Raw genomic sequence first — 22736 nt, forward strand, 5'->3', positions numbered from 1 at the left:
GCACGCGGAACGAACCAGGCACCCGGAACGCGAGCACACGCAACGAACCAGCGGAACGAACCAGCGGAGCGACGGCCCCGCATCCCGACAGATCATCACCGGACCGGCACCGGACCGGCAGCAGACCCAGCGGCGGGGAACAGCACCATGACCGACCTCTCGTTCGCCCTCCTCGGCCCGGTGACGGCCCGGGCCAGGGGACACATCGTCACCATCGGCCCGCCCCAGCGGCGTTGCCTGCTGGCCGTGCTGCTCCTGGCCCAGCGCCAGGCCGTCCCGGTCGCCGTCCTGCGAGAGCGCCTCTGGGCGGGCGCCGCGCCGGCGAGCGCGGTCACCGCGATCCAGGTGCACGTCCACCACCTGCGACGGTTCCTGGCCGCCCACGCCGGCACCGGGGCGGACGCCCCCCAGGTGCTCGCCTTCCCGGGGCACTCTCGCGACCAGGCCAGCTACGCCTTGCACACCCACCCCGGGGCGGTGGACGTCCACGAGGTCCGACGGCTCACCGACCTCGGCCGGGACCTGCGGCGCACCGGGGATTCCGAGGGCGCCCGCCGGGCCCTGCGCACAGCGGTGGAGCTGTGGCACGGGGAACCGCTGGTCGACCTCGCGACCACGCCCTACCTGGCCGCCGTCCGCCAGGGGTTCGCCGACCTCCACCGGGATGCCCGTGAGCAGTTGGCCACCACCGAACTGTCCTTGGGCGCGGTCGGAACGGCGCTCCCGCTGGTCCGGCAGCTCCTGCTCGACCATCCCCGCGACGAGGGTCTGGTCCTGCGGCTCTGCACCGCGCTGGGCCGGGCCGGTGCCGCCGACCAGGCCCTCCCCCTGCTGGACGGCGCGCTCCACCGCTCCCGGCAGCAGGCCCCGGAGCACACCGCGCCACCCGAGCGGCTGCTGCACCTGCGCGAGCGGCTCCGGTCGGACGGCCGCGAGGCCCACCGATGAGCTACCGGGCCAGGCTGCTCGGCCCGGTCGGCTTCCACCACGACGGCGTCGAGGCCACCCCGCGGGGCGTCCGGCCCCGCACGCTGCTCGCCGCCCTGCTGCTCACGCCCAACGAGCCGGTACCCGTCGAGCAGTTGGCCGCAGACGTCTGGGGCCGGGACCTCCCGGACCGGGCGCGCCAGCAGCTGCACACGCACGTCTCCAGGCTGCGCGTCCTGCTGCGTTCGCTGGGTGGGCCGGGGCAGGCGCCCGCGCTCGTCGCGCTGCCCGGCGGGTATCGGATCGAGATCGACGAGCAGCGGGTCGACACGTGCCTGTTCACCGATCTGGTCGATGCCGCCCGGCGGTCCGCCGACGCCGGGCGGGACCAGGAGTCCCGGGACGGGCTGGTCCGGGCCCTGGCCCTCTGGCAGGGCCCGGCGCTGGCCGGTGTCCCCGCTCACGGCCGTCTCGGCGAGGCCCAGCACGCCTTCGAACAGGCCCGGATCGACGCCGTGGCCCTGCACCTGGACCTGGAGTCCCGGCTCGGTGGCCGCACCACCTCCCTGCCGGAGCTCTCCCGGACGGCCACCCACCGGGACGAGCACACCCGTCACCGGCTCAGCATCAGCCTCGGGCATCCGGAGCCCGGGCCGGGGGTGCGGTCCGCACCGGAGGTCCCCGCGCTCCTCCGGCCGCCCGGCGCGGCGGCCCCGCCGGTGCTCCGCTTCCTCGACGGCGTTCCCCAGGCCTTCGACGGCGACGTCCGGCTCCCGCTCGGCTCCCCCCAGCAGACCGCCGTCCTGGTGATCCTGGCCTACTACCGGGGCCGGATGGTCCCGATCGACGCGCTCGTGGACGATCTCTGGGGCGACCGGCCGCCGCCCCAGGCCACCGCCATGCTCCGCGGGTACATCGCCCGGCTGGGCACCGCCCTGGCCGGGATGCGTCCCGGGTCCGGACCGAGCGCCACCGTCCGGCGCTTCCGCTCCGCCTACCGCTTGGACGTGCCCGACGACCACGTGGATGCCTGGCGGCTGGCCGACCGGTTGGCCGAGGCCACGGCCGCGCACGCGGCCGGCGCCCACCGGGAGGTCCTCACCGCGGTCAAGGCCGCGCCCGCGTCGTGGAACGGCGACCCGCTGCTCGGCATCCCGGGACCGCTCGCCGCCCACTGGCGCCGACAACTCGTGGAACAGCACGCCGACCTCGCCGAGCTCGGCTTCGGCGCACTCGTCGAACTCGGCCGCCCCGCCGAGGCCCTGGCCGGGCTGCGCGAGCTGGTGGCCGCGCATCCGCTGCGCGAACGACCCCGTTCCCTGCTGATGCTGGCCCTGCACCGCAGCGGGCAGCGCACCGAGGCGCTACGGGTGTTCCAGAGCACGCGCCGGCTCCTCGCCACCGAACTCGGCATCGGTCCGGGGCCGGAACTCGTCGCCCTGCACCACCGCTTCCTGGCCGAGGGCATGCCTCCGTTCCGCACCGCCGAGGCGATCACCCCGCCGGCCGAGCTCCCGGCGGTGCCGCAATTGCCTGCCCCGCCCGCGGACTTCGTCGGCCGCGAGGACCTGCTCCGGCGCCTGACGGCCGCGCTGCGGGCGGGCCGCACCGACGGGCCGACCGTCCTGGCCCTGCACGGGCTCCCCGGCATCGGCAAGAGCGCGCTGGCACTCACGGTCGCCAACCGGCTCCGCGAGCTCTTCCCGGACGGCATGCTCCGGATCCCGCTCTACCGGTGGGGCGAGGAGGACGGCCCCACCGAGGCCGCGGCTCACCTGCTCCGGCAGCTGGGCACGCCACCGGACCGGATCCCCCCGCATCTCGACGCCCGCACCGCGATGCTCCGGTCCGCCCTGGCGGGACGCCGCATACTGCTCCTGCTGGACGACGCCCACGACGCCGAACGACTCTGGTCCCTGGTGCCCTCGGAACCGGGGTGCGCGGTGCTGGTGACCAGCCGCTTCCGGCTCCCCCACCTGTCGGCCGCCGAGCATGTGGCGGTCGGCCCGCTGTCCCCGGTCGAGTCCCTGGAGCTGCTGGCCGGGTCCGTCGGCGAGGGCCGCGTCGACGCCGAACGGGAAGCGGCGGTCGAACTCGTGGAAACCTGCGGAGGCCTTCCGCTGGCCCTTCGTCTCCTCGGCACCTGGCTCGTCCGGCACCCGGAGCTGCCACTGGCCGAGGTGGTTCGGCGGTTCGCCCGGGCCGGCGCGGACCGGCTGCCCGGGGACGCCCTCGCCGCGGCCTTCGACACCTCCTACCGTCGGCTCCCGCCCGACCAGGCCGAGGCGTTCCGTCTGCTCGCCCTGGTCGAGGAGTCGCCGATCACCCTGGCCGCCGCCGCTACCCGCCTGCGACGCCCCGAGGCGGAGACGATCGAGCTCACCGAGGCGCTGGTGGACGTCGGACTGCTCGTCTCCCCCGCGCCCCGCCGGTACGCCTACCCCCACGACCTGCTCCGCCGCTACGCCCGCGGCCTCGCCACCGGACGCCGGCCGTCCTCCTGAGCCGGTGCACCGATGGACCCGGGGCGACGGGCACTGTCACACTGCTGCTGTCACAGCAGGAGTGTGCCAGCGCGGGAGGCGGCGGGTGGGGGAGCACGGCGAGGTGGGGGTCGGGTTGCGGCTGACGGTGGACGAGCTGGCGGCGCGGGCCGGGGTCACGGTGCGGACGGTGCGGTTCTACGGGACGAAGGGGCTGCTGCCGCCGCCGGAGCTGGGGCCGCGGCGGGTGGGGCTGTACGGGGCGGCGCACCTGGACCGACTGGAGCTGATCGAGGAGTTGCAGCGGCAGGGGCTGACGCTGGCGGCGATCGAGCGGTACCTGGCGCGGTTGCCGCAGGACAGCTCACCGCTGGACCTGGCGATCCACCGTGCACTGGTGGCGTCCTGGACGCCGGAGGCCCCGGAGGAGGCCACCAGGGCTCAGCTGGAGCGGCGGGCCGGGCGGGGGCTGACGGAGGAGCAGGTCGGGCGGCTCGCCGCGATGGGGGCGCTGGAGCGGACGGGGGATCCGGAGGTGTTCCGGGTGGATCCGGGACTGCTGCCGCTGGGCGTGCGGATCCTGGACGTGCCGATCCCGCTGGAGACGCTGCTGGCCGCCCGGTCGGTGGTGGTGGAGCACAGCCGGGCGACGGCCCGGGAGTTGCAGCGGCTGTTCCGCGAAACGGTGTGGAAGCCGTACCGGGAGAGCGAGCCCGCGCCCCAGGAGCTGGCCCGGATGCGGGCGCTGACGGACCACATCCAGCCGATGGTGGCGCAGGCGCTGGTCACGGCCTTCCAGCGGTACCTGCGGGAGGAACTGGGCGAGGAACTGCGCCAGGAGCAGGGGCAGGGGCAGGAACAGGCCCGGGAACAGGAGCAGGTACAGGTACAGGCGTAGGGGCGGAGGCCCGGTGGGGCCGTGCGGCGCACGGCCCCACCGGGATCCGAGCAGGTCGTCGGGTCGGTTTGTGAAGGTCGGTTCGTGAGGGTCGGTCCGTGAGGGTCAGTCCGTGAAGGTCCGTCCCTCGGCCGCCACCCGCTCCAGCAGCGCCGGGGGCGCGAACCGCTCGCCGTACGCGGCGGCGAGTTCGCGGGCGCGGGCCGCGAAGCCGGCCGGGCCGCCCTGGTAGCCGTTGATGTACTGGAACACGCCGCCCGTCCAGGCCGGGAAGCCGATGCCGAGGATCGAGCCGACGTTGGCGTCGGCGACCGAGGTCAGCACGCCCTCCTCCAGGCAGCGCACCGAGTCCAGCGCCTCGCTGAACAGCATCCGCTCCTTGAGGTCCTCGAAGGGGACGTCCGCCGCCCCTGCGGGGAAGTGCTCCAGCAGCCCCGGCCAGAGCCGCCCGCGCCTGCCGTCCTCGCCGTACTCGTAGAAGCCCGCGCCGCCACTGCGTCCGGGACGGCCGAACTCGTCGACCATCCGGTCGACCACCGCGTCCGCCGGGTGCGGCGTCCAGGTGCCGCCGACGGCCTCGACCGAGCGCCGGTACTCGTCCCGGATCTTGCGCGGCAGGGTGAGGGTGAGCTCGTCCATCAGGGAGAGCACCTTGGCGGGGTAGCCGGCCTGGGCGGCGGCCTGCTCGATGCTGGACGGGTGGACGCCCTCGCCGACCATGGCGACGCCCTCGTTGAGGAACTGGCCGATCACCCGCGAGGTGAAGAAGCCGCGCGAGTCGTTGACCACGATCGGGGTCCGGTCGATCTGCCGGACCAGGTCGAAGGCGCGGGCCAGCGCCTCGTCCCCGGTCCGCGGGCCGCGGATGATCTCGACCAGCCTCATCTTGTCGACCGGCGAGAAGAAGTGCAGCCCGATGAAGTCGCCCTGGCGCTCGACGCCTTCGGCGAGCACGCCGATCGGCAGGGTGGAGGTGTTGGAGCAGAGCAGCGCGTCGGCGTCGACCACGCCCTCGATCTCCCGGAACACCTTGTGCTTGAGCTCGGTGTTCTCGAAGACGGCCTCGATCACCGCGTCGCAGCCGGCCAGGTCAGCGGCCTCGGCGGTGGGGGTGATCCGGGCCAGCAGCTCGTCGCGCCCGGCCTCGGTGGAGCGCCCGCGCGCGACGGCCTTGTTCAGCAGCCCCTCGGAGTAGGCCTTTCCGCGTTCGGCGGCCTCGACGCTGACGTCCTTGAGCACGACGTCGATGCCGGCCTTGGCGCAGGCGTAGGCGATGCCCGCGCCCATCATCCCGGCGCCGAGCACCGCGACCTTGCGGACCGGCCGCTTCTCGACGTCCTTCGGGCGGCCGGCACCGGAGTTGACCGCCTGCATGTCGAAGAACAGCGCCTGGATCATGTTCTTGCTGGTCTGTCCGCAGACCAGCTCGGTGAAGTAGCGGGCCTCGACGGTCATCGCGGTGTCGACGTCCACCTGGGCGCTCTCCACTGCGGCGGCCAGGACGTTGCGCGGGGCCGGGTAGGGCGCGCCGTTCAGCTGCTTGCGCAGGTTGGCCGGGAAGGCGGGGAGGTTGGCGGCGAAGGCCGGGGTGGCCGGGGTGCCGCCGGGGATCCGGTAACCCTTGACGTCCCAGGGCTGGACGGCGCTCGGGTTGGCCTCGATCCAGGCGCGCGCCCGGGCGGCCAGCTCCTCGGGGGTGTCGACCAGTTCGTGCACCAGTCCGTGCTCCAGCGCCTGCGCCGGACGGTACTGGCGGCCCTGGAGCAGGAACTTCAGCAGGGCGTCGGTGATGCCGAACAGCCGGACCGTACGGACCACGCCGCCGCCGCCCGGCAGCAGGCCGAGGGTCACCTCGGGCAGGCCGATCCGGCCGGCGGGGGTGTTCAGCGCGATCCGGTGGTGGCAGGCGAGGGCGATCTCCAGGCCGCCGCCGAGCGCGCTGCCGTTGAGGGCGGCGACGACCGGCTTGCCGAGGGTCTCCAGCGTGCGCAGCGAGCGCTTGATCCGCATCGACTTCTCGAAGACGGCCGCGGCGTCCTCGGGGCGGGCGGCGGAGAGCATCCGCAGGTCTCCCCCGGCGAAGAAGGTCTTCTTGCCGGAGGTGATCACCACGCCGCGCAGCGCGTCCGAGGACGCCAGGGCAGCCAGCCGCGCGACGACGGTCTCGAAGTCGGCGGCGAAGGCCTCGTTCATGGTGTTGACGGACTGGGCGGGGTCGTCGAGGACGAGGGTGACCACGCCGTCCTGGTCCTGCTCCCAGCGGATGGTGGTGGTGTCGCTCATGGGTTCACGGTCTCCAGGTCTACCGGTCTGCGAAGGAGGTGCCACGCCCGGCGTGTCCCAGGAAGGGGGCGGCGGGCGACGGGCGGGCTCAGATGCGCTCGACGATGGTGGCGATACCCATGCCGCCGCCCACGCAGAGGGTGATCAGGCCGTAGCGCAGGTCGCGCCGCTCCAGTTCGTCGATCACGGTGCCGAGCAGCATCGCGCCGGTGGCGCCGAGCGGGTGGCCGAGCGCGATCGCGCCGCCGTTGACGTTCACCTGGTCGTGGCGGAAGCCGAGTTCGCGGATGAAGCGGAGCGCGACCGCGGCGAAGGCCTCGTTGATCTCGACCAGGTCGATGTCGGCGGCGGTGAGCCCGGCCTTGGCGAGCGCCTTGTGGGTGGCCGGGGCGGGGCCGGTGAGCATGATGGTGGGCTCGGAGCCGGAGACGGCCGCGGAGACGATCCGGGCGCGCGGGCGCAGCCCGTACCGTTCGCCGACCTCGCGGTTGCCGATGGCCACCAGCGCCGCGCCGTCCACGATGCCGGAGGAGTTGCCCGCGTGGTGGACGTGGTCGATGGCCTCGACCCAGTGGTACTTCTGGAGGGCGACGGCGTCGAAGCCGCCGGCCTCGCCGATGGCGGCGAAGGAGGGCTTGAGGCCGGCCAGGGTCTCGACGGTGGTGCCGGGGCGGATGAACTCGTCGCGCTCCAGCACGACCAGGCCGTTGCGGTCGCGCACCGGGACGACCGAGCGGTCGAACAGGCCGTCCGCCTGGGCCTTGGCGGCGCGGGCCTGGGACTCGGCGGCGAAGGCGTCCACGTCGGTGCGGGAGAGGCCCTCGATGGTGGCGATGAGGTCGGCGCCGATGCCCTGGGGGGCGAAGTTGGTCTCGTAGGCGGTCATCGGGTCGGCGAACCAGGCGCCGCCGTCGGAGGCCATCTTCACCCGGGACATCGACTCCACGCCGCCGGCCAGGACGAGGTCCTCCCAGCCGGAACGGACCTTGGCGGCGGCCAGGTTGACGGCTTCCAGGCCGGAGGCGCAGAAGCGGTTCTCCTGGACGCCGGCGACGGTGTCGGGCAGGCCGGCCGCGATGGCGGCGATCCGGGCGATGTCGGAGCCCTGGTCGCCGACCGGGCTGACCACGCCGAGCACGATGTCGTCGATCGCGGCCGGGTCCAGCCCGGGGTAGCGGTTGCGCAGTTCGTGGATCAGTCCGACGACCAGGTCGATCGGCTTGGTGCCGTGCAGCGAGCCGGAGGCCTTGCCCCGGCCGCGCGGGGTGCGGATCGCGTCGTAGACGTACGCTTCGGTGGTCACGGTGGAACGCCTTTCAGCGGGTTTCGGGGCAGGGGGTGAGCGGGGTCGCCCAAGAGCTCGGGGCGGAACGGTCAGCCGAGGAGGGAACGGCCGACGATCTCCTTCATGATCTCGGTGGTGCCGCCGTAGATGGTCTGGATGCGGCCGTCGGTGAACGCCCGGGCGACCGGGAACTCGCTCATGTAGCCGTAGCCGCCGTGCAGTTGGAGGCAGCGGTCGGCGGTGCGCTTCTGCAGCTCGGTGGCCCACCACTTGGCCATCGAGGCGTCCGCCGGGGTGAGCGCCCAGCGGTTGTGCTCGGTGATGCAGCGGTCCACGAAGGCCCGGGTGACGGCGCACTCGGTGGCCAGTTCGGCGATCTCGAAGCGGACGTGCTGGAGCTTGGCGAGCGGACGGCCGAAGGCCTCGCGCTGCTTGACGTAGTCGGTGGTGATCTCGACCAGGTACTCGGCGCCGGCGATCGCCGCGGCGGCGATGGTGAGCCGCTCCTGGGCGAGGTTCTGCATCAGGTGGACGAAGCCGCCGTTGAGTTCGCCGATCAGGTTCTCCTTCGGCACCCGGACGTCCTCGAAGAACAACTCGGCGGTGTCCTGGGCCTTCTGGCCGATCTTGTCGAGGTTGCGGCCGCGCTCGAAGCCGGGCGTTCCGCGCTCGACGGCCAGCAGGCTCAGCCCGTGCGCGCCGCCCTCGGGGGTGGTGCGGGCGACCACGATCACCAGGTCGGCGAGGATGCCGTTGGAGATGAAGGTCTTGGCGCCGTTGAGCAGGTAGTGGTCCCCCTCGTCGACCGCCTGGGTGCGGATGCCCTGGAGGTCGGAGCCGGTGCCGGGCTCGGTCATCGCGATCGCGGTGATCAGCTCGCCCGAGCAGAAGCCGGGCAGCCAGCGGCGCTTCTGCTCCTCGGTGGCGAGCGAGGTGAGGTACGGGCCGATGATGTCGTTGTGCAGGCCGATCGCCAGGCCGGAGGCGCCGGCCCGGGCGAACTCCTCAGCCAGCACCGCGGCGTAGCGGAAGTCCGGGGTTCCGCCGCCGCCGTACTCCTCGGGGACGGCGAGGCCGAGCAGGCCCTGGCGGCCGGCCGCGAGCCAGGCGGAGCGGTCGACGATGCCGGCCTTCTCCCAGCGGTCGTAGTGCGGCTGCACCTCCTTGGCCAGGAAGGCCCGCACGGTGGCCCGGAAATCGTCGTGCTGCTCGGTGAAGATCTCGCGCTGCAACGCTACTCTCCTTGCTCTGCCGAAGGGTTGGGGGACGGGATGCCGGGGTCGAGGGGCGGGGGGCCGGGTTCCGGGGAGGCGACGCCGGGGTCGAGGGGCGGGGCGCCGGGTTCCGGGGAGGCGACGTCGGGATCGAGGGAGGGCACGCCCCAGTCGCGGGCCACCTCGCCGGTGTCCGCGCCCGGCCGGGCCGGCGGGCGGCGCAGGGCGCCGGGGGTCGCGGAGAAGCGCGGGGCCGGGGCGGGCTGGGTGACACCGTCCGCCTCGACGTACGTCCCGCGCGCCGACAGGTGGCCGTCCACAGCTGCCTGACGCATCGTCAGCACCGGCTCCACGCAGGCGTCCGAGCCCGCGAAGACGGCCTCCCACTCGGCCCTGGTCCGGGTGGCGAAGCGGGCGGCGATCAGGGCCCGCAGCTCGGGCCAGCGGGCCGGGTCGTACTGGCCGGGCGCGTCCGGGCCCAGCTCCAGCAGCCGGGCGAACTCGGCGTAGAAGCGCGGCTCCAGCGCGCCGACGGCCAGGTACCCGCCGTCGGCCGCCCGGTAGAGCCCGTAGAACGGCGCGCCGCCGTCCAGCAGGTTGACGCCCCGGCGGTCCTGCCAGTGACCGGCCGCCAGCAGGCCCCACAGCATGCTGCCGAGGTGCGCCGCGCCGTCCACGATCGCGGCGTCCACCACCTGGCCCGCGCCGGTGGCCCGGGCGTGGTGCAGACCGGCGAGCAGGCCGACGACCAGGTAGAGCGAGCCGCCCGCGTAGTCGCCCAGCAGGTTGGCCGGGATGCCGGGGGCCTCCTCGGCCCCGCCCGGCGCGGCCACCATCCCGAGCACCCCGGCGACCGCCGCGTACCCGAGGTCGTGCCCGGCCGTCGCCGCCCGGGGACCGTACTGCCCCCAGCCGGTCATCCGCCCGTACACCAGCGCCGGATTGCGCGCCAGGCACGCCTCCGGCCCGACGCCGAGGCGCTCCGCGACACCGGGCCGGTAGCCCTCGATCAGCAGGTCCGCCCGCTCGACCAGGTCCAGCACCCGCCCGGGGCCCTCGGGGGACTTCAGGTCGATCAGCACCGAGCGCTTGTTGCGGTTGCTGAGGTCGTACGCCGGATCGGTGCCGAGCGGCGAGGGCTCCGGCCGGTCCACCCGCACCACGTCCGCCCCGAGGTCCCCCAGCAGCATCGCCGCGAAGGGCCCCGGCCCGATCCCGGCGAGCTCCACCACCCGCACACCCGCCAGCGGCCCCCCGGCCTCCGGCGCACCGCTCGCGTCACCCACTGGCAGCTGAACCCTTCCCGACGGGTTTGACAGTAAAGCTGTAACACTCGGGATGATAGGCAAGCGACTCGCCAGTAACAAGACCTCCGCCCTCGCGCCGAACCGCCAATTCCCCCTCGGCCGGGCCCCGGTGAACCCCGCCACTCCCCGCACACCCGGAATGACGGAGGGTGGGTCAGTGCACTGACAGTGCCCCCCTGTACGGTCGTCATGCCGCAGGGGAGCGGCCGCATCGCCGAATGGGGAGGATTTCCGCACATGGGTAGCCCGAACTTCGTCACGGGACCGGTCGCACCGGCCAAGGACCCGATGCCGGGCCCGGCGTCCACGTACGCCGCGAAATCGCCGTACGCCAATCCGGCGGCGCAGCCGAGCGACACCACCGTGCCGCCGCTCCCCCTCATGCCGCCCGGCAAGGCCACCACCCGGCTGGACACCCCGTACGAGCTCACCGCCTCGGCCGCGATAGCCCGCCAGATCGCCACCGACCTCGACAACGCCAACGGCAAGGCGGGCGCGGGCGCGCACAGCCTCACCGAGTATGCGAGCACCGCGTCGACCAGGATCCGCGGCTTCTCCTTCGGCGGCGCCCTCACCGGCAGCACCGAACGCTGGCTGCAGCAGTGCAAGACCCTGCACGGCAAGCTCGGCAGCGCCGCCAACAACCTCGACCGGACACAGCAGTACTACCAGTCCAACGAAGCCGCCGTCGCCGCCGGCTTCCGTCCGGGTCGGTAGAAGGCAAGGGGAACGAAGAGATGGTGTCCTTCAAGGAACTGCACGAGGCCGACTTCTCCGGGGTGAACGAGGCCGCCGAGGCCTGGGCCGGCGTGGCCAAGGCCCTCACCTCCATGGACGGCCGGGTCGCCAAGGACCTCACCAGCACCGCCCAGCGGGCCGGCTGGACGGGCGACGCCGCCGACGAGGCGACCAAGGCGATGCAGGGCATCGACGGCGACTTCAAGCAGGCCTCGGCCGTCGCCACCGCCCTCGCCGCGATCATGAAGACCGCCGCCGAGGACTTCGCCGCCGCCCGCCGCGACCTCGACACGGCACTCCACGACGCCCAGGCCGACACCACCCTGAGCGTCACCGCGGACGGTGCGGTCAACTGGACCGTACCGAAGGAGTCCAGGAACGACCCCGAGGCCGAACGCACCATCCGGGCCAACGCCCAGGCGATCGCCGACCGGCTCGGCAAGGCCGTCGCGAAGGCCACCGCCGCCGACCAGCGGGCCACCATCGACCTCCAGGCCGACATCGGCACCAGCACCACCGCCTTCAACCCCACCCCGGGCGGCGCAGGTCCGGTCGCCGACGCCAAGCGGGCCACGGACCTGATGTCCAAGGCCGGCAGCCTCTCCGACGACCAGCTCAAGCAGCTGCAGGCCCTGATGGCCGCCAACGCGGAGAACAAGGACTTCTCCACCACCCTGCTCAACGGCCTCAACGCCGGCGGCAAGACCGGCCCCGAGGCCCTGCTGGAGTACAGCAAGGTCTACGACGGCCTCGCCCACGGCAACCACAACGCCGCGGGCTACCAGGACGTCTACAAGAACCTGTCCGTCGCCCTGGCCAGCGCCACCCGCGACGGCGGGATGGGCAAGGAGTGGGAGGACGGGCTGCTGGCCGCTGCCCGCCGCCCCGGGGCGTCCGCGGCGGGATACAACGACAACTACCCTGCGCTGACGAAGCTGATGGGGGCGAAGGGGGCATTCGACAAGCCGTTCCTCCTCAGGGTCGGCAATGATCTGGTCGACTATGAGCGCAACAGCAAGGTCAAGGGCGAGGAGCTCTGGGGCCCGAACTGGAATGCCCTCGCCGGTCAGACCGACCCGATGGGTGGTCTGATGAGTGCACTGAGCCGCGACCCAGGAGCGTCGAAGGACTTCTTCGACCCGGGAAAGACCAAGAACCTGGACTACGCGCTGCACGAGCGGAAGTGGCCGAACCAGGGCTACGAACAGAACCAGATGGACGACCTCGTTCGCGACACCTCACGCGCAGCGCTCGGCGACGCTCTGGAAGCCGCCACGACCGGCCGGGACCCTCACGGCAACCAGCCACCGGTCCGCCCGCACGACAAGGTCATGTCGCAGATCATGGACGAGACACTCAAGACCTTCGCCGGCAGCGGCCCCGGAGACAAAGCCAGCCTCCCGGCCGCGCTCCGTCGGCCGATGGCCGACATGATCGCCGACTACGCCCCGAACATGCACGAGATCCTCGGCAAGGAGTTGTCCGGACCCGCCCAGCCGGACGGGCTCACCGTCCAACGCGACCAGTTGTTGCGTGTGATCCGTGGTGCCTCCGAGGATCCTGCATCGTTCGCGATCATCCACAGTGCCGAGTCCCGGGAGATCGCCGCCCGTCTCGGCGACTACGGCCCCGAGGCGTTCAAGCCCGATGCGGTGGGCGGTGCGAATCAAAAACTCCACTCCTTCACCCAGGAGGCGGGCTCCGCTCTCGGCGCGCTCGACGCCGTGTTCGCCGATACGGCTTCGGAGCACACGGAGTCCAAGAAGGCGAAGGCGGACTGGGACGCGAAGATGAACTACCACCTGCTCGGCACGCCCGCGAACCTGCTGCCGCTCGGCGACGTCGCCCAGCGCCTGGTCGATGTCGGGACCGCCCAGTACGCCAATGACGCCAAGGCATTGGCCGATGCCGAGCTCCAGGGGAACCTGAGCTCCCACTTCTCCGCAGGACAGAACCAGTTGAACAAGATGATCGACGACAGGGTGGCCCAGTTCGGGACGGACGCCACCACCGCCGACCTGACGGGAAGCGTGTCGCAACAGCTGAAGACAGACGGGCGAACCAGCTACAACATCGCCATCGACGGTACCTACCGCACCGTGTTCGGGCGGTCGTGAACAGGTGGAAGCCATGAGGAACGATGCTCCTTCCGGCGGTTCCGGAACCCCTCAGGGGCACGTCGGCGCGGCGCTCGACCGGCGGGGGTTCACCACGCGGGGCCTGCGGTTGCGGGCGGCCGCCGTGGTGGTGGCGCTCTCGCTCGTCCCGGTGGGGGCGGCGGGGTTCGCGGTGTACCGGCTGACGAACGTCGGCGGGCCGGACAGCGTGTGCGACGGGGCCGCCACGGCGGACCAGTTGCACGACCTCCTGGGCTCCGGGCGGATCGGCGAGCACCGGAGAGGTTTCTCGGCCACGGAGGAATCCACCGGGAACAGTTGCACCGCGACGGTCCGTTCCGGCTTGTTCGGGACCTCCGAGAAGACCGTGCGGTTCACCCCCGTCCGCAATGCCAAGGACGGGCCGGGCGCGCTGGCCGCCTCGGACGCCCGGCTGTTCTCCGGCGGCTCGGTCGGCTCGGTGACGCCCGACGGCGCGTGGGCGGTGCTCCCCGAGGGGTGCGACAAGGGCGTGCGCGCCGAGGTGCGCGCCGACGTGCAGGGCCACGACGAGGCCAGGGCCCGGCTGGCCGCGGCCTTCGCCAATGGCCTCGCCAAGGCGCGCGGGTGCGGCAACGGGGCACTCCCGGCACCGACGACCCTGTCGGAGAAGGGTGCCGAGACGGACCCGGACTGGGCCAACCTCTGCGGCCTGCCCGGGTTCGCACCCGCCAGGAACCCCGAGGCCCAGTGGCGCATGCCGCAGCAGGTCACCACCGCCACCGCCCCGATCTGGTCGTGCCGGATCGGCGGGGACCCGCGGTACGACAGCCGGGTGCAGGAATTCGCGATCACGACCGAGCCGCGGACCACCGCCCTGGCCTGGAAGGAGAGCACGGCTCCCGGTGTGGGTCGGGCCCAGTGGGTGGCAGACGGCACGCTCGTCACCACGTGCCAGGGCAAGGACGTCTTCTTCACCGTCACCGGTGGGATCACCTCGGGCCTCGAAAAGCCGTTCCTCTTCCCCGACCAGAAGGACCTGGTGCGGCAGTTCCTCACCGCCGGCGGCAAGGCGATCGGCTGCGAGCCGATCCTGTAGCGGCCGCCTCCTGCGGGCGGAAAATGGGCGGACGGGCGCCCGGGTAATGGCTTAGCTTCCGATGTACCTATTACGCGAGACACGGGGAAGCGCCATGACCACCACCGACCCGACCACCCGCACGATCGTCGCCGTCTCCGAGCGGCTGGTGCTGACGCAGCCCCAGGAGGGGGACGTGGAGGTGATGTTCGCGATCCACGGGGATCCGGAGACCAACCGGTACAACCCGAACGGGCCGCAGCGGGACATCGCCGAGGCGCGGGAGATGCTGGACGGGTTCGTCGCCGACTGGGTGCGGGACGGGGTGGGGTACTGCGCCGTCGCCACCCGGGAGGACCCGGGGGTGGTGATCGGGTTCGCCGGGCTCTTCCTGCACACCCTGGACGGGGAGCGGGTGTTCAACCTCTACTACCGGTTCCGGCCGTCCGCCTGGGGCAAGGGGTACGCGGCGGAGGCGGCCCGGGCGGCGATGGCCGAGGGGCTGCCGCGCCACCCCGGCATCCCGGTGATCGCCCTGATCCACGCGGACAACCTGCCCTCGCGCCGGCTCGCCGAGCGGCTCGGGCTGGTCGCCGACCCGGACGGGCGCACCGACGAGGAGGACCGGGTGATCCACCGGATGGCCCCGGCCCTCGCACCGGCCTGAGCCCGGGATCCCCCGCCGGGGGGAGCGGGATCGCACCGTGGGCGGAGGCCCCGGGGCGGGGCCCGGCGGGACGGTGGGGGCATGAGGATCAACGAGCACGTGGTGCGGACCGGGGCGGCGTGGACGGCGGTGGCGGCGACCGGGCCGTACCTGACGCTGAAGCTGCTGTGGCTGACCGGGCACCCGGTGGGGTCGGACTCGCCCGGTGAGATGGACCGGCTGTGGCTGGTGAACCTGCTGACCTTCGGCATGGACGCGATCGCCGTGGCGTTGGCGCTGGCGTTCGCCCGGCCGTGGGGGCGGCGGGCGCCGGCCGGACTGGTGGCGTTCCCGATGTGGGTGGCGACCGGGCTGCTGGGCACGATCCTGATCGCGCTGCCGCTGTACCTGCTGAGCGTCCTGGTGCTCGGGCCGGAGCGCGGCGGCCCGGACGACAAGGGCATCGGCGACTGGGTCTTCCTCGTCGTGTACGGCGGCTTCGCCGTCCAGGGCCTCGCCCTGCTCACCGCCTTCGCCCTGTACGCCCGGCAGCGCTGGGCCGGGCTGCTGCGGGAGCGGATCGGCGACCTGCCCGACTCCCCCACCCTGACCGTGCAGCGCGTCCTCGCCTGCGTCGCCGCGCTGCTCGCCGCGGGCGTCGCGGCGGTCCGCTCCTACTGGGCGCTCGGGGGCACCGCCGGACTTCCGCGGGACATGGCCGAGGCCCGGAGCCGGGGCGTGGCGGTGATGGACGGGGTGGCCGCGGTGATGGCGGTGGCCGCGGCGGCGGCGCTGCTGGTCCTGGTCTTCCGGATCCGGCCGGGGCGCCGGGTGCTCGGGCCGCTGCTGGTGGTGTGGACGGCGGCCGGCTCGCTGTTCGGCTGGGGCGGCTGGCAGTTGGTGGCCTTCGGGGTGACGACGACCCGGGTGACCGAGCTGCGGACGGCCGTGCCAGGGCTGACACCTCTGGTGCAGAGCGCCCAGGTGGTGGCCTCGGTGCTGGTCCTGGCGGTCGGGGCGATGGCGTTGACCGAATGGGGCGCCCGCCGGCGCGCCGCTGCCGTAGAGTCGCGCGGGTGATCACGGGGGTGGGCCGCCGGTTGCGGCGTGCGGCGGGGGCCGCGCTGGGGCGTCGGGCCCGCCTGCGCTGGGTGCACCTGGTGCTGGGCGGCGCGCTGCTGATGCCGTACTGGATGCTGTCGGTGGTGCTGTACGGGGCGCTCGAACCGAGCCAGTCGCCCGCCCGCCAACTGCTGCTGTACGTCCTGTCGTTGCTCACCTCGCTGCCGATGGCCGCGGTCACCGCGCTGGTGCCGACGGTGCGGGGCCTGGAGGGCGCGGCCGCGCGGGCGCTGTGCGCGGTGGCCCGGCCGGAGAACCTCGCCACCGGACCGGCCCGCTCCTGGACCGCCCGCCGGCGCACCGCGCTCTGGTACGTGCTGCACGTCCTGTTCGGCGGGGTGGTCTCCGGGATGACGCTGGCCGGCACCCCGTTCGCGGTGGTCCTGGTGCTCGGCTTCGCGGGGACCGAGGAGTTCGTCCGGATGTGTGAGCAGCACTTCCCCGGCTGGCTGGCCACCGGCCCGGCCCTCGGCCTCGGCGTGCTGCTGCTGATCGTCGGCACCAACGCCGTCTGCGGCGCGCTGCTCGCCCGCTGGGCGCCCGCCCTGCTCGGCCCGACCCCCGAGGAGCGGGTGGCCGCGGCCGAGCGCCGGGCCACCGTGCTCGCCCAGCGCAACCGGCTGGCCCGCGAGCTGCACGACTCGGTCGGGCACGCGCTCAGCGCCGTCGGCATCCAGGCCTCGGCCGCCGCCCGGGTGCTGCGCAGCAACCCGGACTTCGCCGCCGAGGCGCTCGCGGCGATCGAGGAGACCGCCCGGGGCGCCGTCGCCGAACTCGACGCCGTCCTCGGGCTGTTGCGCGAGGAGGACCCGGAGGCCGCCGAGCCGTCCGGGCCCACCCTCGCCGGGCTCGACGACCTGCTGCGCCAGCTCGGCCGGGCCGGGGTCGCGGTGGACGCCGAGCTGGCGCCCGGGCTGGGCGGCCTGCCCGGGGCGGTCTCCCGCGAGGCGTACCGGATCGTGCAGGAGGGCCTGACCAATGTGCTGCGGCACGCCGGGCCCGCGCCGGCCGGGCTCCGGGTCGGGCTGGCCGGCGACCGGCTGGAGATCGAGCTGACCAACCCGCTCGGCGCCGCCCGGCCGAGCCGCCCCGGTGGCGGACGCGGACTGCGCGGGATCGCGGAACGGGCGGCGGCCCTGCACGGCGGCAGCACGGCGGGGCCCGGTGAGGACGGAACGACGTGGCGGCTGGCCGTCTGGCTGCCGGTGGGAGGGACGACATGAACGAGCACGAAGGCGCGGACGCAGGCATGAACGAGCACGCAGGCATGAACGAGCACGAAGGCGCGGACGCAGGCGTGGGCCGGGCCGCGGACAGCATCCGGGTGGTGATCGCGGACGACGAACGGCTGGTCCGCCTGGGCCTGCGGGTGGTGATCGACAGCGAACCGGGCCTCACCGTGGTCGGCGAGGCCGCCGACGGCGCCGAGGTCGTCCCGCTGGTGCGTGAACTGCGCCCCGACGTGGTGCTGATGGACGTCCGGATGCCCGGCATCGACGGCATCCGGGCCACCGAACAGCTCGTCAACGGGATGGCCGCGCCGCCGCGCATCCTGGTCGTCACCACCTTCGAGCACGACGACCACGTGTACGACGCGCTGCGCGCGGGCGCCACCGGGTTCCTCCTGAAGCGGGCCCGGGCGGAGGAGATGGTGCAGGCGGTGCGGCTGGTCGCGCGCGGCGACTCACTGCTGTTCCCGGCGGCCGTCCGCGAACTCGCGCTGCGCCACGGAGCGGACCGGCGCCGGGAGGCCGAGCGGGCGGACCGGGCGGGCCGGGGGCCGATCCGGCGGCTGACCGAGCGGGAGAGCCAGGTGCTGCGACTGATGGCCACCGGGCTCAGCAACGGCGAGATCGCGCGGCAACTGGTGGTGAGCCCGGAGACGGTGAAGACGCACGTCGGCAGCGTGCTGGCCAAACTGGGCGCCCGGGACCGCACCCAGGCGGTCATCGCCGCGTACGAGTCGGGCTTCGTGCTGCCGGGCTGACACCCGCTCAAACGGCTTTCTCGGCGCCGCGCGAATCGAACGTGGATTCCACCCGATCGTCACCAGCGAGTAGAGTGCGGTTTTCCCCCGAAAACCTCCGATACCTCCCGTATCGCCTGGAACGAACTGGTGGCCGCATGACTGTCCGGACCCGGCCCGCGCTGTGGTGGCGCATGGGCATCGTGCTCTCGGCGGGCCTCGGCCTGATCCTCGGAACCGCGCCGCTGGTCTACTTCACCGTGCAGAGCAACGTGATCGTGTTCGGCTACTTCATCGGCGCGGTGTACTGGATGCTCAAGCGCGGCACGGTGGACGCGCCCGCGCCCCGGCTGCGCGGCGCCGCCACGCTGTACATCCTGATCACCGGGCTGGTCTCGCACATCCTGCTCGAACACGGCGCCAACCCGCTGCCCGGGCTGGTGAGCGGGCCGGACAGGCTGGCGCACTGGTCGTCGTTCTTCCTGCACTACGTGACGCCGGTCCTGGTGATCGCCGACTGGCTGGTGCTCAAGCCCCGCAACGCCGCGGCCTGGAAGGACATACCGCTCTGGCTGGGCTTCCCGCTCGGCTACGCGGCGATCGTGCTCGCCCGCAACGCGCTGTTCGACGACTACCCGATGCCCTACCCCTACTTCTTCTTCGACCCGACCACCAAGGGCTACGGCTACGTCTGGGGCCAGATCGCCCTGCTGACCGTCGAGTTCGTGGTGCTCGCCGCCCTCGTCGTCGGACTGGACCGGCTCGGGACCCGGATCGCGGGCCGGCTGCGGCCCGCGCCGCAGGCCTGACGCCCGCCTGCCGCAGAAACCTTCAACCACGCAGACGTTCAGCCGCGCAGACGTTCAGCCGCGGCGAACTCCTGCCCGACGGCGCACCGGTCCGCTGTCGAGACCACCGGGGACCATTCCTCCCGGCCCCGAATGAGCCCTGAGGAGGAAGCGGATGGGCCCGCAGGAGGAAGCGGGTGCGGCTCGCCGGATGACGCCCTGGCGGTGGGGCCCGCCGTAGCGTCGGCCGGGAGCGGTGGCGGAGGGGTTCCGCGGGGGAGACCGGGGTTCGGCGGAGGCCGGAGATGACACGCAGGAGCACGGGCAGGGCGGCGGCCGCGGCGGTGGCGCTCGCGGCGGCGGTGGGGTTGGCGGCGCCGGGGGCGGCCGCGGCCCAGGAAGGGCGGGCGAACCCGCTGGACGGGGTCTGGCGGACGGAGGGCTACGGTCTGCTGGTCGCGGTCTCCGGGGACCGGCTCACCACCTACGACGTGACGGCGCACAGCTGCGTGCCGGGGTGGATCACCGGGACGCGGACCGCGGCACCCGGACCGGACGGCACCACCCGCTACGGCATGGGCGACAACGCCATGACGCTCACCCCCCGGGGCCGGAACCGGGCGGTGGAGCGCGAGGAGGGCGGGGTCGGCAGCAAGACGCTCAACCGTCTGGACGCCCTGCCGCCGCTGTGCGCCACGCCGGCTCCGAACGACCCGCTCGCGGTCTTCGACCGGTTCTGGGAGAACTTCGAGGAGAACTACCCCTTCTTCGCCGCCAAGGGCATCGACTGGCACGCCGTCCGGGACGAGAAGCGGCGCACGATCACCCCGACAACGACCGTCGACCAGTTGCAGGCCGTCTTCGTGGACATGCTCCGCCCGCTCGGCGACGCCCACACCGCACTGGCCCGGGTGGTCGACGGGCACCCCGAGATGGTCTTCGGCGGGCAGCGGCCCGGGTCGACCGAGGAGACGGAGGAGCTGACCGCCCGCGCCCGGCAGGCCTCGGCCGCCCGGCTCACCGGTCCGGAGCAGCTCTTCGCCAACGGTCGGCTCGGCGTGGGCCGGCTCCCCGACGGCATCGGCTACTTCCGGGTGAGCAGCTTCGGCAGGTACGCCGCGGGCGGCCACCAGAGCCAGCTCGACGAGCTCGATCGTGCGCTGGACGCCCTGCTGGCCGGCCCGGACCGCTTGGCCGGACTGGTCGTCGACGTGCGGCTGAACGGCGGCGGCTCGGACGCGCTCGGGCTGCACATCGCCGCCCGGCTCACCGACCGCCCCTACGTCGCCTACCGGAAGGTGGCGCGCAACGACCCGGCCGACCCGGCGAGGTTCACCCGGCCCGAGCCGGTCACCGTGCGCCCGTCGGCGGGCGCGCGCTTCAACGGCCCGGTGGCGGTACTCACCTCCTCGATCTCCACCAGTGCGGCGGAGACCTTCACCCAGGCCATGATGGGCCGCTCCCCCAAGGTGCTGCGGGTCGGCGAGAACACCCAGGGTGTCTTCTCCGACGTGATGATCAAGAAGCTCTCGCCGGACCTGATGGTCGGCCTGCCGAACGAGAAGTACCTCACCCGGAACGGCGGCACCTTCGACGGACCGGGCATCCCGCCGAACGTCCGCACCCCGGTGTTCACCCCGGACGAGCTGGCCGCGCTCAGGGACTCGGCCCTGAGCACGGCCCGCCGGATGCTCGTCGAGGACGCCCGGGGCCGGCAGACCACCCAGGGCCAGCAGGACGCCCAGGCCGACCGGGCCGACCAGGACGCCCAGGGCGCCCAGGAGTAACAACGGCAGGCACGGCAGCGACGCCAGGCGCTACATCGGCTTCACCGCCCGCAGTTCGCCGTCCAGCTCCAGCCACCGGGTGAGCCCCAGGCCGCGCAGGAACGGCAGGTCGTGGCTGGCCACGATCAGCGCCCCCCGGTAGGCGGCCAGCGCCTGGGTGAGCTGGCGGACGCTGGCGAGGTCCAGGTTGTTGGTCGGCTCGTCGAGCAGTAGCAGCTGCGGCGGCGGGTCGGCCAGCAGCAGGGCGGCCAGTGTCGCGCGGAAGCGCTCGCCGCCCGAGAGGGTGGCGGCGGGCTGGTCTGCCCGGGCCCCGCGGAACAGGAAGCGGGCGAGCCGGGCGCGGACCGCGTTGTCCCCGGCGCCGGGGGCGAACAGCTTGACGTTCTCCACGACCGAGCGCTCGTCGTCCAGCAGGTCGAGCCGCTGCGGGAGGTACCGCAGCGGCACCGGGGTGATGACCTCCCCCGCCAGCGGGGCGAGTTCGCCCGCGATGGTGCGCAGCAGGGTGGATTTGCCGGCGCCGTTGCGGCCGACCAGGGCGATCCGCTCGGGCCCGCGCAGGTCGAGGTCGGCGGTGGTGCCGTAGGGCAGCCGGACCTTGTCCAGGGTGAGCACGGTGCGGCCGGCCGGGACGGCGGTGCGCGGCAGGTCGATCCGGATCTCGGCGTCGTCCCGCACCGCCTCCTCGGCCACGCCGAGCCGCGCCCTGGCCTCCTCCAGTCGCTCGGCGTGCATGCCCTGGAGCCGGCCCGCCGTCTCCTGGCCCTTGCGCTTGAGCATCCCGGCGAAGATGTGCGGGTCGTTGCGGGTGACCGAGCGCTTCTTGCCGTACGCGGCGCTGCGATCCAGCCGGACGCGGGCCTCGGCCAAGTCCCGCTTCTGGCGCTGGACGTCGGCCTCGGCGTTGCGCAGCAGCCGCTCGGCCGTCTCCTGCTGGGCCGCGAGGGTGCGTTCGTAGTCGTCGAAGTCGCCGCCGTACCAGGTGACTTCGCCATCCCGCAGGTCGGCGATCCGATCGACGTGCCGGAGCAGTTCGCGGTCGTGGCTGACGATCAGCATCACGCCGTTCCAGCCTGCCACCGTCTCGTAGAGCCGCTCGCGGGCGGCCCGGTCGAGGTTGTTGGTGGGCTCGTCGAGCAGCAGGACGTCGGGGCGGGCCATCAGCAGGGCGGCCAGCCGCAGCAGCACCACCTCGCCGCCGGAGAGTTCGCCGGTGGTGCGGTCGAGGCCGAGGCGGTGGAGGCCGAGCCGGTCGAGGGTGGCGCGGGCGCGCTCCTCGACGTCCCAGTCGTCGCCGATCGCGTCGAAGTGGCGCTGGTCGGTGTCGCCGGACTCGATGGCGTGCAGGGCCTCGCGGGCGCCGCGGATGCCGAGCGCCTCGTCCACCCGCAGCGTCGTGTCGAGCGTCAGTCCCTGTGGCAGGTAGCCGAGTTCGCCGTCGACCCGGACGGTGCCGCCGGTGGGGGTGAGCTCGCCGGCGATCAGCCGCATCAGGGTGGACTTGCCGGCGCCGTTGAGACCGATCAGGCCGGTGCGGCCGGGGCCGACGGCGAGCTGGAAGCCGTCCAGGACGGGCTTGCCGTCGGGCCACTCGAACGAGAGCTCGGTGCAGAGGACGGCGGTGGTGGTGGGTTGGTGTGCCATAAAGGCCTCCCGGGGTGGTTGCCGAAGGGGTGATGAGCAACACGGGGAGACACCGCGGGTGCGGAACCGGGGACGGCCGGAGGAGAACGAAGGGGTGGCGTCACGCAGAAGGGCGCCACGGGCCGTGACTGAGGTCGCACACTCGCGCACCGCGCAACGGCAGCAGGGCCTGCGCGGCGGGGGCGGTGTCCCGGGACCTCAGTAGAGCAACGGCCTTCTCCTTGTCTGGCTGATGACCCGGACCACGTTAGGCAGCCCGTACGCCACCCGCAACCGATTTACCGGCCCCGAGGTCGCGGCGGGGATGCACCCCCCCACGCACCCCCGACGGAGGCCCGACGGAGGCCCGACGGGGAGCCGGCGGGGAGCCGGCGGGGGCCCGGTGCCGATCCCGTGCCGATCCGGTGACGGCCCCGCCCCGGTCAGGGGCGGGTGTCAGGAGTCCCCCGGCCGCATGGCAGACTCCTCACCTGC

17 protein-coding genes are annotated in these 22736 nt (G+C 73.5%); 12 read left to right on the plus strand and 5 right to left on the minus strand.

Annotated features, from left to right (window positions below):
• Positions 1 to 147: 147 nt before the first annotated feature.
• From ACFVVA_RS25230 to ACFVVA_RS25240, 3 genes are all read left to right on the plus strand, one after another.
• Positions 148 to 948, plus strand: a complete 801-nt coding sequence (locus tag ACFVVA_RS25230; RefSeq protein WP_387692875.1) for a BTAD domain-containing putative transcriptional regulator — start codon at positions 148 to 150, stop codon at positions 946 to 948.
• Positions 945 to 3431: a BTAD domain-containing putative transcriptional regulator gene (locus ACFVVA_RS25235; RefSeq protein WP_387692877.1), complete on the plus strand. Its 2487-nt coding sequence runs from the start codon at positions 945 to 947 to the stop codon at positions 3429 to 3431. Before ACFVVA_RS25230 ends, ACFVVA_RS25235 begins: the two co-directional genes overlap by 4 nt.
• Before the next feature lie 85 nt (positions 3432 to 3516).
• The gene (locus tag ACFVVA_RS25240; RefSeq protein ID WP_387692879.1) at positions 3517 to 4308 is read left to right on the plus strand and encodes a MerR family transcriptional regulator; all 792 of its coding nucleotides are present in this window, start codon (positions 3517 to 3519) and stop codon (positions 4306 to 4308) included.
• A gap of 105 nt (positions 4309 to 4413) precedes the next feature.
• Here ACFVVA_RS25240 and ACFVVA_RS25245 read toward each other — a convergent pair whose 3' ends face one another.
• From ACFVVA_RS25245 to ACFVVA_RS25260, 4 genes are all read right to left on the minus strand, one after another.
• Positions 4414 to 6591 (minus strand): 3-hydroxyacyl-CoA dehydrogenase NAD-binding domain-containing protein, encoded by a 2178-nt coding sequence (locus ACFVVA_RS25245; RefSeq protein WP_387692881.1) that lies wholly within the window; start codon positions 6589 to 6591, stop codon positions 4414 to 4416.
• A gap of 88 nt (positions 6592 to 6679) precedes the next feature.
• A complete protein-coding gene (locus tag ACFVVA_RS25250; RefSeq protein ID WP_359900090.1) occupies positions 6680 to 7894 on the minus strand; it encodes an acetyl-CoA C-acetyltransferase in 1215 nt (404 codons plus the stop codon).
• A 71-nt stretch (positions 7895 to 7965) separates the two neighbouring features.
• On the minus strand, positions 7966 to 9108 hold the full coding sequence (locus tag ACFVVA_RS25255) for an acyl-CoA dehydrogenase family protein (RefSeq protein ID WP_387692883.1): 1143 nt from the start codon (positions 9106 to 9108) through the stop codon (positions 7966 to 7968).
• A gap of 2 nt (positions 9109 to 9110) precedes the next feature.
• Entirely contained in the window at positions 9111 to 10328 is a 1218-nt protein-coding gene (locus ACFVVA_RS25260) for a CaiB/BaiF CoA transferase family protein (RefSeq protein WP_387692968.1), read from the minus strand.
• A gap of 306 nt (positions 10329 to 10634) precedes the next feature.
• Between ACFVVA_RS25260 and ACFVVA_RS25265 the strand changes: the two genes are divergently transcribed.
• The 9 genes from ACFVVA_RS25265 (at position 10635) to ACFVVA_RS25305 (ending at position 20618) form a co-directional block, all read left to right on the plus strand.
• Positions 10635 to 11114 carry a hypothetical protein gene (locus ACFVVA_RS25265; protein WP_387692885.1) on the plus strand — a complete coding sequence of 160 codons (480 nt, stop codon included), beginning with the start codon at positions 10635 to 10637 and terminating at the stop codon, positions 11112 to 11114.
• A 20-nt stretch (positions 11115 to 11134) separates the two neighbouring features.
• Complete coding sequence (locus tag ACFVVA_RS25270) at positions 11135 to 13252, plus strand: hypothetical protein (RefSeq protein WP_387692886.1); 2118 nt, start codon at positions 11135 to 11137, stop codon at positions 13250 to 13252.
• A 13-nt stretch (positions 13253 to 13265) separates the two neighbouring features.
• Complete coding sequence (locus ACFVVA_RS25275) at positions 13266 to 14330, plus strand: hypothetical protein (RefSeq protein ID WP_387692888.1); 1065 nt, start codon at positions 13266 to 13268, stop codon at positions 14328 to 14330.
• Between the two features lie 94 nt (positions 14331 to 14424).
• On the plus strand, positions 14425 to 14976 hold the full coding sequence (locus tag ACFVVA_RS25280) for a GNAT family N-acetyltransferase (protein WP_387692889.1): 552 nt from the start codon (positions 14425 to 14427) through the stop codon (positions 14974 to 14976).
• A gap of 81 nt (positions 14977 to 15057) precedes the next feature.
• Positions 15058 to 16035, plus strand: coding sequence for a hypothetical protein (locus tag ACFVVA_RS25285; protein ID WP_387692891.1), 978 nt, complete (start codon positions 15058 to 15060; stop codon positions 16033 to 16035).
• Positions 16032 to 17300: a sensor histidine kinase gene (locus tag ACFVVA_RS25290; RefSeq protein WP_387692893.1), complete on the plus strand. Its 1269-nt coding sequence runs from the start codon at positions 16032 to 16034 to the stop codon at positions 17298 to 17300. Before ACFVVA_RS25285 ends, ACFVVA_RS25290 begins: the two co-directional genes overlap by 4 nt.
• Before the next feature lie 44 nt (positions 17301 to 17344).
• Complete coding sequence (locus tag ACFVVA_RS25295) at positions 17345 to 18064, plus strand: response regulator (protein WP_387692970.1); 720 nt, start codon at positions 17345 to 17347, stop codon at positions 18062 to 18064.
• 137 nt (positions 18065 to 18201) lie between these two features.
• Positions 18202 to 18852 (plus strand): Pr6Pr family membrane protein, encoded by a 651-nt coding sequence (locus ACFVVA_RS25300; protein WP_387692895.1) that lies wholly within the window; start codon positions 18202 to 18204, stop codon positions 18850 to 18852.
• 284 nt (positions 18853 to 19136) lie between these two features.
• Complete coding sequence (locus ACFVVA_RS25305; RefSeq protein ID WP_387692898.1) at positions 19137 to 20618, plus strand: S41 family peptidase; 1482 nt, start codon at positions 19137 to 19139, stop codon at positions 20616 to 20618.
• A 30-nt stretch (positions 20619 to 20648) separates the two neighbouring features.
• On the opposite strand, the gene ACFVVA_RS25310 is transcribed toward ACFVVA_RS25305, so the two are convergent.
• Positions 20649 to 22262 carry an ABC-F family ATP-binding cassette domain-containing protein gene (locus tag ACFVVA_RS25310; RefSeq protein ID WP_387692901.1) on the minus strand — a complete coding sequence of 538 codons (1614 nt, stop codon included), beginning with the start codon at positions 22260 to 22262 and terminating at the stop codon, positions 20649 to 20651.
• Positions 22263 to 22736: the final 474 nt, after the last annotated feature.

The organism is Kitasatospora sp. NPDC058048, assembly GCF_042885555.1.
GTDB lineage: Bacteria > Actinomycetota > Actinomycetes > Streptomycetales > Streptomycetaceae > Kitasatospora > Kitasatospora lactacystinica.

What these genes read in the sequence shown, in the direction of transcription:
- ACFVVA_RS25230 (WP_387692875.1), top strand. Translation starts at nt 148, where the DNA reads ATGACCGACCTCTCGTTCGCCCTCCTCGGCCCGGTGACGGCCCGGGCC.
- ACFVVA_RS25235 (WP_387692877.1), top strand. Translation starts at nt 945, where the DNA reads ATGAGCTACCGGGCCAGGCTGCTCGGCCCGGTCGGCTTCCACCACGAC.
- ACFVVA_RS25245 (WP_387692881.1), bottom strand. Translation starts at nt 6,591, where the DNA reads ATGAGCGACACCACCACCATCCGCTGGGAGCAGGACCAGGACGGCGTG.
- ACFVVA_RS25265 (WP_387692885.1), top strand. Translation starts at nt 10,635, where the DNA reads ATGGGTAGCCCGAACTTCGTCACGGGACCGGTCGCACCGGCCAAGGAC.
- ACFVVA_RS25270 (WP_387692886.1), top strand. Translation starts at nt 11,135, where the DNA reads ATGGTGTCCTTCAAGGAACTGCACGAGGCCGACTTCTCCGGGGTGAAC.
- ACFVVA_RS25275 (WP_387692888.1), top strand. Translation starts at nt 13,266, where the DNA reads ATGAGGAACGATGCTCCTTCCGGCGGTTCCGGAACCCCTCAGGGGCAC.
- ACFVVA_RS25280 (WP_387692889.1), top strand. Translation starts at nt 14,425, where the DNA reads ATGACCACCACCGACCCGACCACCCGCACGATCGTCGCCGTCTCCGAG.
- ACFVVA_RS25285 (WP_387692891.1), top strand. Translation starts at nt 15,058, where the DNA reads ATGAGGATCAACGAGCACGTGGTGCGGACCGGGGCGGCGTGGACGGCG.
- ACFVVA_RS25295 (WP_387692970.1), top strand. Translation starts at nt 17,345, where the DNA reads ATGAACGAGCACGAAGGCGCGGACGCAGGCGTGGGCCGGGCCGCGGAC.
- ACFVVA_RS25300 (WP_387692895.1), top strand. Translation starts at nt 18,202, where the DNA reads ATGACTGTCCGGACCCGGCCCGCGCTGTGGTGGCGCATGGGCATCGTG.
- ACFVVA_RS25305 (WP_387692898.1), top strand. Translation starts at nt 19,137, where the DNA reads ATGACACGCAGGAGCACGGGCAGGGCGGCGGCCGCGGCGGTGGCGCTC.
- ACFVVA_RS25310 (WP_387692901.1), bottom strand. Translation starts at nt 22,262, where the DNA reads ATGGCACACCAACCCACCACCACCGCCGTCCTCTGCACCGAGCTCTCG.